This is a genomic window from Paraburkholderia unamae (assembly GCF_003096875.1).
In the GTDB taxonomy this organism is placed as follows: Bacteria; Pseudomonadota; Gammaproteobacteria; order Burkholderiales; family Burkholderiaceae; genus Paraburkholderia; species Paraburkholderia unamae.
Genome location: NZ_QEOB01000014.1, coordinates 130,245 through 142,809 on the forward strand (window position 1 = coordinate 130,245; position 12,565 = coordinate 142,809).

A 12,565-nucleotide genomic window follows, 5' to 3' on the forward strand; every position below is an offset into this window, starting at 1 on the left:
TCCTGGGCGCGTCATGCGTCTTTGGCGATCATGTAGCCGAGGCCGCGCACGTTGCGGATCAGGTCGGCGCCGAGCTTCTTGCGCAGCGCGTGGATATAGACCTCGACGGTATTGCTGCCGATCTCCTCGCCCCAGCCGTACATCTTCTCTTCGAGCTGGGTTTTCGAGAGCACCGCGCCCGGCCGCGCGAGCAGCGCTTCGAGCAGGGCGAATTCGCGCGCCGAAAGCGCGACGGGCGAGCCGTCCTGCGTGACCTGGTGCGAGGCGGGATCGAGCGTGATCGAGCCGTGCCGGATGGTCGAGTCGCTGCGGCCCGACTGGCGGCGGATCAGCGCGCGCATGCGGGCGCCCAGTTCGTCGAGATCGAAGGGCTTGATGAGATAGTCGTCGGCGCCGGCGTCGAGTCCCTTCACGCGATCGGCCACCGCGTCGCGCGCGGTGAGGATCAGCACGGGCAAAGCCGCGCCGCGCGCGCGCAGCGTGCGCAGCACATCGAGGCCGTCGCGGCGCGGCAAACCGAGATCGAGCAGCATGAGATCGTAGGAATCGGCGCTCGCGGCAGAGAGGGCGGCGTCGCCGTCCTCGACCCAGTCGACCGCAAAGCCTTCGCCGCGCAGCGCCTTGCGCACGCCTTCGGCGATCATGCGGTCATCTTCGACTAGCAGTATGCGCATCGTAATGTTGGGCGGCGACATCGCGCCGCACTGCGTGAAATAGTGCGATGCGTGCATTCTAGCGCCTGAACAGGGGCGCCGCGCCGCAGGGGGTGCACGGCCGGTCGCGACGCGCGCCCCACATCCGAGGCAACCGGCACAACCCGCCGCAAGCCGGCGCAATCTCTGCTCACCGTTTTCTCACCGCTTTCTCACGGTTTTCTCGCACACGATGCGCGCGCGCCGCGCGAGGTCTTTACAATGTGCGCTTTTGCGGCGCGCAACGCCGCGATGCAAGCGCGCCACGTGCACGGCGAGCGCATCGCGCGCGAGACGCGCCGCCTGAATTTACGCGTCCGCGCGCAGCCCCGGCGAGTGTCCCGCCCGTGCGCCGCGCCCGGCCCCCAATGTCGAGCGCAGCCCGTGCCGAGCACGGGCTGCGCTCCCATCCTGCACTCGCCCGAACGCTTTTCATGCTGCCCGCTTCGCTGTCCCGCCTACGCTCCCTGTCCAGACTGCCCGCCGCGCGCGCCGACCGCGCTCACGCCGCCACCGCTCATCGCGCCCCCACTTCGCCTGGCCGCGCCCTGACCCTCGCACTCGCCTGCGCCGCGCTCGCCGCGAGCTTCGTGGCCGCGCCGGCGGCGTACGCACAGCCCGAAGGCGCGCGCATACCCACGGTCAACGTGACGACGGTGCTGCCGCCCACCGTGATGGCCGGTCTCGAGCGCGCACACGTGCCGCTTTCGTCGGTCAGCGTGGTGATCGAAAAGGTGGGCGACCGCCAGCCGAGCGTCGCGGTCAACGCCGGCCAGCCGATGATGCCCGCCTCGACGATGAAGCTCGTCACAACGTGGAGCGGCCTCGCGATGCTCGGCCCCGACTATCGATGGAAGACGAGCGCCTATACCGATGGCGAAGTCGATGCGAGCGGCACGCTGCACGGCAATCTCTATATCAAGGGCACAGGCGACCCGAAGCTCGTGCCTGAGGAACTGATCGATCTCGTGCAGAAGATTCGCGCGGCGGGCATCGCGCGCATCGACGGCGCGCTCGTGCTCGACAAGAGCGAGTTCGACGCGTCCACGCGCGACCTGCCCTCGTTCGACGGCGACGACAGCGCGCCCTACAACGTCGGCCCCGATCCGCTGATGTACGCGTACAAGTCGGTCTCGTTCACGTTCTCGCCCTCGCGCGAAGGTGTGTCGATCGACGTGGTGCCGCCCGTTGCGCAATGGCAGATCGACAACCAGATCCGCGAGCGCGCCGGCGCATGCGGCGGCATGCTGCCAAGCCCGCAAGTCACGCCGACCGGCAACGGCCTCGTGACCGCGAGCTTCGCGGGCAGCTACGCCATGCGCTGCGGCGATCGCACGCTGAACATGGCCGCGCCCGTGGATCACAGCACCTTCTTCGCCGACGGCTTTCTCGCCCTGTGGCAGCAAACGGGCGGGAGCCTCTTCGCGACGCCCGGTGGCGCGGTGCGCGAAGGCGTCGTGCCGCCGCGCGCGCGCCTGCTGGCCGTCCATCAGAGTCCGCCGCTCTCGGACGTCGTGCACGACATCAACAAGTTCAGCAACAACGTGATGGCGCGCAATCTGTTCCTCACGCTCGGCGCCGTCGAAGGCAAGCCGCCCGCGACCACGGCGAAGGCCGCCACGGCCGTCACCACGTTCCTGCGCCGCAGCGGCCTGAACATGCCCGAACTCGTGCTCGACAACGGCTGCGGTCTTTCGCGCGAAGAACACATCAGCGCGCTCTCGCTCGCGAATCTGCTGCAAAACGCGAACGCAAGCCCGGTCGCGCAGGTGTTCATCGACTCGCTGCCGGTGGCCGGCGTGGACGGCACGATGCGCAACCGCCTCACCAATGCGGGCGTGGGCGGCAACGCGCACATCAAGACCGGCACGCTGCGCGACGTGCGCGCCATCGCCGGCTACGTGGCGGCGGAAAACGGCGAAAGCTGGATCGTGGTGAGCCTCATCAATGATCCGCGCGCCGAAGCCGCGCGCGCCGCGCACGACGCGCTGCTTGAGTGGGTCTACAAGGGCATGCCCGAAGAAAAGCCGGTGTATGTCGAGCCGCATCCGAAGCGTGCAGCGAAGGTTGCGAAAGCTACGAAGGCCGAAAAGACTCCGCACAAGGCCGTCGTCAAGCGACGCGGCGCGCATTGAGCATGCGCTGATCCGCCCGCCCGGAAGCCCGCCGCCACGCGGCGGGCTCGAAGTTTTCCTCTAGCAAAGCCGCGCCCGACTTGCGTGCGAGGCGTGTACTCTGGCGGGCACAGGCTACAAACGCGTCAAATAAATCTGTCATACGCGCATGGCCTTCGCGCCGCGCGCAATGAAACCGCGCACCCACGCGGCCAATACGAGACGAAACAACGAGACAACAATCGGCGTGCTGCCCGCCAGCGCCGCCCACGGGACAAGGAGGACGACGTTCGTGCAGTTCGACGCGCAATGGCTGTTGCTCGCCCTCGCTCCCGTGTTTCTCGCCTGCATCGGCTGGGAGGCGTGGCACCTGTCCCGCACGCGCGGACACATCGCAGCAAACGGCGCTCCCGATAACGCACGCTACGCGTGGCCCGATACGCTGTGCAACACCGCGCTCGCGCTCATGCACCAGGGCGCCGACAAGCTCGCATGGCTCGTCGCCGTGCCCATCTATGCATACGTCTACCAGCACTTTCGGCTCACCTCGTGGCAACCGGGCTGGGCCGCATGGCTCGTGCTTTTCGTCGCGCAAGACCTGCTCTACTACGTTTTTCATCGCGCGAGCCACCGCGTGCGCTGGCTCTGGGCCGCGCATGTCGTTCATCATTCGTCGGAGCGCCTGAACTTCTCCACGGCGTTTCGCCAGAGCCTCATGTATCCCGTCGCGGGCATGTGGATGTTCTGGATTCCGCTCGCCATGCTGGGCTTCACGCCCACGCAGATCGTCTCGATCGTGCTCGTCAATCTCGCGTTCCAGTTCTTCGTGCATACCCAGGCCATCGGCAAGAAGCCAGGCTGGCTCGACTACGTGCTCAACACGCCGTCGATGCATCGCGTCCATCACGCACGCAACGCGCGCTACATCGATCGCAACTACGCGGGCGTGCTCGCGATCTGGGACCACCTGTTCGGCAGCTACGTCGCAGAAGATGCGCGCGAGCAGCCCGATTACGGCATCGTCAAGCCGCTCGGCTCGTGCAATCCGCTCAAGGCGACGTTTCACGAATGGTTCGCCATGGCGCGGGACTTCGCGCGCATGCCCGACTGGCGCTCGCGGCTCGCCGCGCTCTTCGCGCCGCCGGACTGGTGCGAGCGCCACGACGCAGTGCGCTTCGCACCCGCCATGGCGGGCACGCCGCACAGCGTGCCGGAAAACAACACCGAGGGTGAGTTCGGGTCGCGCAATCCCTGAGAGATTGCGTAGTCTGTCGGCCGTGGCCCCGGCCCGGGGGCCGCGTTGCATGCGGGGGAGATCACGCGCGGCCGACGAGCAGCATCGGAAACGACATCGATAACAGAACAGCAGTTCGCGGCACGAGCACCCGTAGCAGAGCATCAAGGCAAGGCATCACAGGCCACACACAGAGGAGATGAAGTGAACATGAAGCATCAAGGACCGAGACACCGTACGCTGTTGCGCGCCTCCCAGATCGCAGTCGCGAGCGCGGCTTTCGCGCTGCTCGCCGCGTGCGGCGGCGGCAGCAGCGGGAACAACAACGCCAGCACGCCGCCGCCGTCGGGCGTGAATTTGCAGGTGGTGGCGTTCGGCACGAGCCTCACCGACGCGGGCACGTATTCGGAGCAGATTCTGCCGGGCTTCGGTGGCGGCCGCTTCACGACCAACCCGGGCGAAGTGTGGGCGCAAAAGGTGTCCGAGTACTTCGGCAATACGCTTACGCCGGCCTTTGAAGGCGGTTTCGGTCTGCCGCTCACGGCAACCGGCGGCTTCGACTACGCGCAGGGCGGCGCGATGGTCTCCACGGGCGGCGTGGCCAATACGAGCGCCGTGATTCCGGCCGCGAGCCAGCAACCCATTACGTGGCAGTTGAGCCAGTACATCGCGCAGCACGGCAGCTTCAATGCGAACCAGCTCGTGCTCGTGGAAGGCGGCGCGAACGAAATCCTGGCGCTCCTGAGCAATAGCGGCGCGGGCCTGGCGGCGTTCGCCACGGCGCTCGCCAAAGCCAATTTCACGGCGCTCGCGAGCGACCCTGCAACCCAGCAAGCCACGGCTCAGGCCCTGGTTGCGAAGGGCTTCACAGCCGCACAGGCGCAGGCGCTCGTGCCCGCCGCCATCGCGCTCCAGATCGTCACGACGGATGCCAACGCGGCCACCGACTTCGCGTCGGTCTTGCCGATCATCACCGCCGCCGGCACGCTGGCCAACCTCGTGAACACGCAGATCGCCGGCACGGCCAAGGTCGCGGTCGTCACGGTGCCCGATATCGGCAAGACGCCGGCGGCGCAGGCCGCCGACAAGAGCGCGGGCGCGACGCCCGGCGCTGCGAACGCGCCCGACCAGGCGCTCACGCTGGTCTCGGCCATGTACAACCTCGCGCTGCTCGAAGGCTTGCAGCCCTCGCTGGCGGCCAAGAAGGTCGTGCCGGTCGACGTGTTCTCCTGGCTCGACCAGACGGTGCAGAACGCGGCGAGCCTCGGCTTCACGGTGACGAACACGGACACCGCCTGCAACCTCACGCAGATGGAAACCGACGCCACCAACTACGCGCTGGCCAATCCGAAGGCGACCTTGGGGCTGGACCCGGCGACGACGCCGCAGGCCACCCTCAACGCCTATGCGCAGGCGTACGGCCAGAGCTTCGGCAGCTCGCTGTTCTGCTCGCCGCAAACGCTGAAGGCGGCGAATGCGCCCACGACCTACATGTTCGCGGATCTCGTGCACCCGAGCACGGCGCTGCACGGGCAGTTCGCGACGTTCGTCGAAACGCAGCTGGCTGCGGCCGGCATCGGCAAGGCACCGCAGTAAGAGTCGCGCACCGGGTTTTCCGGTGTAAAAAAACACCCCACGAACCTTTCGGGTCGTGGGGTGTTTTTGCGTTCGCGGCCTGACTTGTCGATCAGGTTCCCGCCGATTCCGCCTCCGGCCATAACCGGGGAAAGAGCCAACGAAAGAGCGCAATCGGCAAAGCCAGTTCGATGGGGCCGCGCGGACTCGGAGAGCAGAGAATCCCGATCTTGAAGAGATCCGCGAGCAAGCGGTCTGCGGTGCGTGCCGCGAGTCCGGTCATCGCCTTGAAGCGCGCACGATCCATGGATTCGACGGTGCCGAGCATGGCGAGGGGCAACGCCGCCTCTGCGCGCAGATACCGCGTCTCCGGCGTCTGGGCGAGTGCCGCCAGCATTTGCGCCAGCCGGCTTTCGAATGCGCTCAGGTCGAGCATGCCTTGCATAAAGCCGATCTGATCGAGACAAACTTCGAGAAAGTACTCAATAAAACTCACGAGGCCGGCTTCCGTCAGGTTGCCTCGCCCGTCGAGATCGCCCTTGCGAGGCTGATCGGCTTCGGCAAGCGAGGCGTAGTACCGCGGCTGCGAGCGGGCAAACCCGCGCATGGGTGACCACAGTCCGTGCGTCAACCCGAGCGCGGCAAGTCCGATATGGGTATGGAGTCGCGCCACTCGCCCGTTGCCATCGAGAAATGGATGAATCCATGCAAGCCGGTGATGTGCGGCGGCCAGTGCGATCACCGCCGTCTCTCCGGCCCGCGCGTGGCGATAGCCCGTCTGCCAGGCGTCCATGAACGCGGGAATCGCGGCGGGATCGGGCGGGACATGGTGCCCAACCTGTACACCCTGCGCACGCCATTCACCGGCAAGCACGTTGGCAAGCTTGCCGTCGTCGTCCTCTTGCCGCAGATCATCGGGGCGCAGTTGTTCGTGCAGATGTCGATGAATGTCCCGCACGGCCGGCGCACCGAAGTGCACCTCGGAATCGAACGACGGCCATGCCGCCTCGCTCCAGCGCTCCGTTTCGATATGCGCAATCGCGATGCGCTGGCGGCGCGCTTCGTCCGGCTTGCTTGAGAAGTCGCGCTGCAAGGCCTGCTCGATCAGCAGCGGCTCGGTATGCTGTCCCTCGATTTTGTTCGTGTAGTAAGAGTTCATCGGCCGCAAGGCTTCGCGTAACGCGGCGCGAAGCCTTGGCATCCCATGCGCCGCCAGCGCGGCGGATTGCGCAATGAGCCGCGCCGCGAGCGGACGCAGCGACTCCAGCCGATGCTCTCCCGGCATGAGCGGCTGCATTTGATGAGGATGTTCGTAAGGGTAGCGGCGTGCGAGCGGCATCATGGATCTGGCGATCGAAATGCAAACCAGGTGGCGCGTTTCGCGGCGACTAATCTGGCGACTGTCCACCTCGCATTCTATCTATCATTATTCTTTATTTACAATAAGATAGATCAATAATATCGCAGGTCATGGCGATTGCCATGGCGACTGATCCGGCGACAGCGCCGGATCAATTCCATCTATTGCTGCGCCTCAAACGCCGCAGCCGCCCGCCCCAACCGGTCATTCACCGCAATCCACTCGATCGTCTCCGGCAGCTTCTCGATGAGAATGCGCGAGACATTCGCGCGATCGAGCGCACGCAGCAAGCCGTACAGTTCGCGCGCGTATTCCTGCGGCTCTTCCGGCGCGCCGACGAAATGCACGCCCTCGGCCTGCGCCCAGGCGCCCGCACGCGAGGCGCGCGCCACCAGCGCCACCGTTTCGCCCGCATCGCGGGCCGCCGCGAGCAAGGGCTCCAGCGCTTCGAACGGCAGCAGCGCGAGCGGCGTGCGCGGCGCGTAGTGCGCCTTGAGCGTGCCCGAGGCGCGTGGCGCCGTGGCGTCGGAACCGTCGGGCAAGCGAGGCGCCTCGCCCAGCACCCGCGCAATGTCGTGCGGCGTCACGTGGCCAGGCCGAAGCAAAGCCGGAAAGCCGCGCGACAAATCGAGAATCGTCGATTCGATTCCCACATCGCATGCGCCGCCGTCGAGCACATGCACGGCCGCGCCGAATTCGTCGCGCACGTGCTGCGCCGTGGTCGGGCTCACGTGGCCGAAGCGGTTCGCCGAAGGCGCCGCCACGCCGCCATGCCCGCCGCGACGCGCGGAAAACGCCGCCAGCAGTTGCTGCGCGACCGGATGCGAGGGGCAGCGCAGCCCCACCGAATCCTGACCGCCGCTCACGGCGTCGGGGATGCGCTCATGGCGCTTGACGATCAGCGTGAGCGGGCCGGGCCAGAACGCCTCGACGAGCTTTTGCGCAGCTTCCGGCCACTCGGCCGCCCAGTACGTCGGGTCGCCGTCCGGCGGCAGGTGCACGATCACCGGATGGTTCGCGGGCCGCCCCTTGGCCGCGTAGATGCGCGCGACGGCTTCCGGGCTCGCCGCATCGCCGCCGAGGCCGTAGACGGTCTCGGTCGGGAACGCGACCAGTTCGCCTGCGTCGAGCAGCGCGGCGGCCTGTTCGATGTCGGCGGCGGTCAAATGCGGCGCGTTCTGCTGATCGGACATGGTGCGGTCCAACCTCAGCTCGTCGCGATGTGCAGCAGGCGCGCGCAGTCGCGTGCGGCCGTGCGCGCTTCGTCGAGCGTCGGCGCGGTGAAATTCACGTGGCCCATCTTGCGGCCCGGACGCGCTTCTTCCTTGCCGTACAGATGCAGGCGCGCGGCGGGCATCGCCGCGACCTGGTCCCAAGGCGGCGTGACGGGCGCGGCGCCCTTCTGCGGCTTGGCCTCCCCTACGGCGCAGGGGAACCACACGTCGCCGAGGATGTTGAGCATCACGGCTGGCGAGTGCTGGCGCGTGTCGCCGAGCGGCATGCCCGTCATCGCGCGCACTTGCTGCTCGAACTGGCTCGTGGCGCACGCATCGGTCGTGTAGTGGCCCGAATTGTGCGGACGCGGCGCCATTTCATTGGCGACGAGCGTGCCGTCTTCGAGGATGAAGAATTCCACGCACAGCACGCCGACATAACCGAGCTTCGCCGCGATCTGGATCGCCGCCTGCTGGGCCTGTTGCACGAGCGTCGGGCTCGCATCGGGCGCGGGCACAATGGTGTGCGAAAGCACGCCGTTGCGGTGCGTATTTTGCGCGAGCGGATAGACCACGGCCGCACCGCTCGTGCCGCGCGCGATCAGCGCGCTCACCTCGAACTTGAGCGGCAGGCGCTTTTCCAGCACGCAGGGCACGCCGCCGAGCGACGCATGCGCCTCGCGCACTTCTTCGGCATTGCCCACGCGAATCTGGCCCTTGCCGTCGTAGCCCATGCGCGCCGTCTTGAGAATGCCGGGCAGCACGGCCGCAAGCGCCTGGTCGTCGATGGCGGCAAGCGCCGCGGACGACTCGATCACCACGTGCGGCGCGACCGGCACGCCGGCGGCCGCGATAAAGCGCTTCTCGGCGATGCGGTCCTGCGCCACCGCCACGCAGCGCCCGGCCGGGCTCACGAAGGTCGATTTCGCGAGCGCGTCGAGGCTTGCAGCGGGCACGTTCTCGAACTCGGTCGAGATGGCCGCACACAGGCGCGCGAGTTCGGTGAGCGCGGCCTCGTCGTCGTAGGCGGCGCAGATATGGCGGTCGGCCACGGTGCCCGCGGGGCTCGTCGCGTCGGGATCGAGCACGGCGACGCGGTAGCCCATCGCCTGTGCGGCAAAGCAGAACATGCGGCCGAGCTGGCCGCCACCCACCATGCCCAGCCAGGCGCCGGGCAGGATCGGTGAAACCGGTGAATTGTCAGGAGTCATCTTCGTGGTCGGCCGCGGCGAGGCGCGGCGCGTGGGGGACAATCAGGGCAAATCAGAGCGGAGGCAGCACCATGGCGTGCGCCGCTTCGTTCTGGCGCACGCGGAACGCCGCGAGCTTGTTCGCATATTCGGTGTCGGTCACGCTCAGGATCGACACGGCGAAGAGCGCCGCATTGGCCGCGCCCGCCTCGCCGATGGCGAAGGTCGCGACCGGCACGCCCTTGGGCATCTGCACGATCGAATGGAGCGAATCCACGCCCTTCAGGTATTTGCTGACTGCCGGCACGCCCAGCACGGGCACCGTGGTCTTGGCCGCCAGCATGCCCGGCAGATGCGCCGCGCCGCCCGCGCCCGCGATGATCGCGCGCAAGCCGCGCTCGCGCGCTTTTTCCGCGTACTCGAACATCTCGTCGGGCATGCGGTGCGCCGAAACGACCTTGGCCTCGTACGCGACGCCGAACTCCTGGAGGATCGCGACCGCGTGCTTCATCGTGTCCCAGTCGGAGCTGGAGCCCATCAACACGCCGACGAGCGGCGCCGCATGCTGGTGAGCCGTCTGAACTTCGCTCATTGTGCTTCCTTCTTCCCTCTTCACGCTCGCTTAGGCGAGCTTTTGACCCGTAAGACGCTCAAGCGCCTCCTGATACTTCGCCGACGTCTTCGCGACCACGTCGTCGGGCAGCTTCGGCGCCGGCGGCTCCTTCTTCCAGTCCTGGGTTTCGAGCCAGTCGCGCACGAACTGCTTGTCGAACGACGGCGGGTTCGAGCCCACCTGGTACTGGTCGGCCGGCCAGAAGCGCGACGAATCGGCAGTGAGCGCCTCGTCCATCAGATACAGCTGGCCGTGGTTGTCGAGACCGAACTCGAACTTCGTGTCGGCGATGATGATGCCGCGCGTGGCCGCGTAGTCGGCGGCTTCCTTGTACAGCTTGATCGAAATCTCTTTGATGGTGCGCGACAGCTCGGTGCCGATGCGGCGCTCCATCTCGTCGTACGTGATGTTCTCGTCGTGATGGCCCATTTCGGCCTTCGCAGCCGGCGTGAAGATCGGCTCGGGCAGCTTCTGCGCGTTTTGCAGGCCCGGCGGCAGTTCGACGCCGCACACGGCGCCCGTTGCCTGATAGTCCTTCCAGCCGCTGCCGGCCAGATAGCCGCGCACCACGGCTTCGACGAGGATCGGCTCGAGGCGCTTCACCACCACGGCGCGGCCCTTGACCTGTTCGACTTCGTCGGCGGCCACGACCGTTTCCGGGGCGACGCCCGTGAGGTGGTTCGGCACGACGTGCTTGAGCTTCTCGAACCAGAAGTCGGCCATCTGGTTGAGCACCTCGCCCTTGCGCGGAATCGGCTCGCCCATGATGACGTCGAACGCCGACAGACGGTCGGTGGTGACGATCAGCAGCTTGTCGGTGCCCACGGCATAGTTGTCGCGGACCTTGCCGCGGCCGAGGAGCGGCAGCGAGCGGAGCGTGGATTCGTAGAGGGTAGACATCGTCGTGATTCGCTAAAAGAACAATCGAAACGGAAGCGGGTTCGGCCCAAAAACGCTGCGGGAAACCGCGGCGCAAGACCGGAATCCTGAAGGTATTGCGAGGGTAAACCAAAAATCCCAAAAAAGCCCAACGCCGTTCCCCCAAAACAGGCGGAAACGGCGATGTTTTTTACGGCTTCAGGCGGCCGGACCGGCCGAAGCCGGTGCACCTGGCGCGCCTGGCGTGAAAGCCCGCTTTAGCGAACGATCTGCGCGAGTTCGCCCGACTTGTACTTCTCGGCGATCTTGTCGAGCGAAACCGGCTTGATCTTGCCGGCCTGGCCTTCGCAGCCGAACGCGAGGAAGCGGTCCACGCACACCTTCTTCGCGGCTTCGCGAGCCGGCTTCAGGTAGTCGCGCGGGTCGAACTTCGACGGGTTTTCGTACATATAGCGACGGATCGCGCCCGTAATGGCCAGACGCAGGTCGGTGTCGATATTGATCTTGCGCACGCCGTGACGGATGCCTTCCTGGATCTCTTCGACCGGCACGCCGTACGTTTCCTTCATGTCGCCGCCGAATTCGCGGATCTCGGCCAGCAGTTCCTGCGGCACCGACGACGAACCGTGCATCACGAGGTGCGTGTTCGGAATGCGCGCGTGGATTTCCTTGATGCGCTGGATCGACAGAATGTCGCCCGTGGGCTTCTTGGAGAACTTGTACGCGCCGTGCGAGGTGCCGATGGCGATGGCCAGCGCGTCGCACTGCGTGAGCTTCACGAAGTCGGCGGCCTGCTCCGGGTCCGTCAGGAGCTGCTCGCGCGTCATGGTGCCTTCGGCGCCGTGACCGTCTTCCTTGTCGCCCTTCATCGTTTCCAGCGAACCGAGCACGCCCAGTTCCGCTTCGACCGTCACGCCGATCGAGTGCGCCATTTCGACGACCTTGCGCGACACATCGACGTTGTACTCGTACGATGCGACCGTCTTGCCGTCGGCTTCGAGCGAACCGTCCATCATCACGCTGGTGAAGCCGCTGCGGATGGCGGCCATGCAGACTGCCGGCGACTGGCCGTGGTCCTGGTGCATCACGACCGGAATATGCGGATACGACTCGACTGCCGCTTCGATCAGGTGGCGCAGGAAGGGCTCGCCCGCATACTTACGCGCGCCTGCCGACGCCTGCATGATCACCGGCGAGCCGACCTGGCTCGCCGCTTCCATGATCGCCTGGACCTGTTCCAGGTTGTTCACGTTGAATGCCGGCAAGCCATAGCCGTTCTCGGCCGCGTGGTCGAGCAGTTGACGCATTGAAACGAGAGGCATTGTTGCTACTCCTTTGATTTGAAACGAATTCCTTCTGCCGCCGACTGTCTTGCGCAGCCGGTCGAGGGCGGCCTGGCAGCCGCCGCCCGCGTGACACGCAGCGGGCTCAATGGCGTGATTTTATCGCGAAGCGGGTCCGTTCCCTGCGCCAGGCACGTAACTGGCATGAAATTGGCGTGTCGGAGCGTCAAATCCGCGAAAAGATGCAAAAAGGATTGACAGCCCGGCCGCCGCTTCTACGGCGTACGGGCTGCAATTGCAGGGAAAAGACACCTAAGTGGCACCGATCTGACGCCTGTCCGATACCAGTTTGATACCAGTGCGCATCAGCGGCATTTATTTTCGGGAGTCTCGAAAATAAAGCGAAAAAAA

10 protein-coding genes are annotated in these 12,565 nt (G+C 66.3%); 3 read left to right on the plus strand and 7 right to left on the minus strand.

All coding sequences use genetic code 11. The annotated features are described in order from the left end of the window. Positions 1 to 11 precede the first annotated feature (11 nt). A complete protein-coding gene (locus C7402_RS27685) occupies positions 12 to 674 on the minus strand; it encodes a response regulator (protein ID WP_112173421.1) in 663 nt (220 codons plus the stop codon). 452 nt (positions 675 to 1,126) lie between these two features. Here C7402_RS27685 and dacB point away from each other — a divergent pair, with 452 nt between their 5' ends. The 3 genes from dacB to C7402_RS27700 all read left to right on the plus strand — a co-directional run bounded on the left by dacB (position 1,127) and on the right by C7402_RS27700 (position 5,636). Further along, entirely contained in the window at positions 1,127 to 2,827 is a 1,701-nt protein-coding gene (gene dacB / locus C7402_RS27690) for a D-alanyl-D-alanine carboxypeptidase/D-alanyl-D-alanine endopeptidase (RefSeq protein ID WP_116612890.1), read from the plus strand. A gap of 271 nt (positions 2,828 to 3,098) precedes the next feature. Next, positions 3,099 to 4,061 carry a sterol desaturase family protein gene (locus tag C7402_RS27695; RefSeq protein ID WP_116612891.1) on the plus strand — a complete coding sequence of 321 codons (963 nt, stop codon included), beginning with the start codon at positions 3,099 to 3,101 and terminating at the stop codon, positions 4,059 to 4,061. Positions 4,062 to 4,250: 189 nt separating this feature from the next. Beyond that, positions 4,251 to 5,636 carry an SGNH/GDSL hydrolase family protein gene (locus C7402_RS27700; protein WP_116612892.1) on the plus strand — a complete coding sequence of 462 codons (1,386 nt, stop codon included), beginning with the start codon at positions 4,251 to 4,253 and terminating at the stop codon, positions 5,634 to 5,636. 91 nt (positions 5,637 to 5,727) lie between these two features. Here C7402_RS27700 and C7402_RS27705 read toward each other — a convergent pair whose 3' ends face one another. From C7402_RS27705 to fba, 6 genes are all read right to left on the minus strand, one after another. Beyond that, on the minus strand, positions 5,728 to 6,957 hold the full coding sequence (locus C7402_RS27705; RefSeq protein ID WP_116612893.1) for a Fic family protein: 1,230 nt from the start codon (positions 6,955 to 6,957) through the stop codon (positions 5,728 to 5,730). Positions 6,958 to 7,136: 179 nt separating this feature from the next. Then, on the minus strand, positions 7,137 to 8,168 hold the full coding sequence (locus tag C7402_RS27710) for an L-threonylcarbamoyladenylate synthase (RefSeq protein ID WP_112173422.1): 1,032 nt from the start codon (positions 8,166 to 8,168) through the stop codon (positions 7,137 to 7,139). A gap of 14 nt (positions 8,169 to 8,182) precedes the next feature. Then, positions 8,183 to 9,400, minus strand: coding sequence for a 5-(carboxyamino)imidazole ribonucleotide synthase (locus C7402_RS27715; protein WP_116612894.1), 1,218 nt, complete (start codon positions 9,398 to 9,400; stop codon positions 8,183 to 8,185). 52 nt (positions 9,401 to 9,452) lie between these two features. Further along, complete coding sequence (gene purE / locus C7402_RS27720) at positions 9,453 to 9,971, minus strand: 5-(carboxyamino)imidazole ribonucleotide mutase (RefSeq protein ID WP_091996291.1); 519 nt, start codon at positions 9,969 to 9,971, stop codon at positions 9,453 to 9,455. A gap of 30 nt (positions 9,972 to 10,001) precedes the next feature. Then, positions 10,002 to 10,892 (minus strand): phosphoribosylaminoimidazolesuccinocarboxamide synthase, encoded by an 891-nt coding sequence (locus tag C7402_RS27725; RefSeq protein WP_112173323.1) that lies wholly within the window; start codon positions 10,890 to 10,892, stop codon positions 10,002 to 10,004. Positions 10,893 to 11,128: 236 nt separating this feature from the next. Beyond that, positions 11,129 to 12,193, minus strand: coding sequence for a class II fructose-bisphosphate aldolase (fba, locus tag C7402_RS27730; RefSeq protein WP_103706355.1), 1,065 nt, complete (start codon positions 12,191 to 12,193; stop codon positions 11,129 to 11,131). Between the last annotated feature and the right edge of the window lie 372 nt (positions 12,194 to 12,565).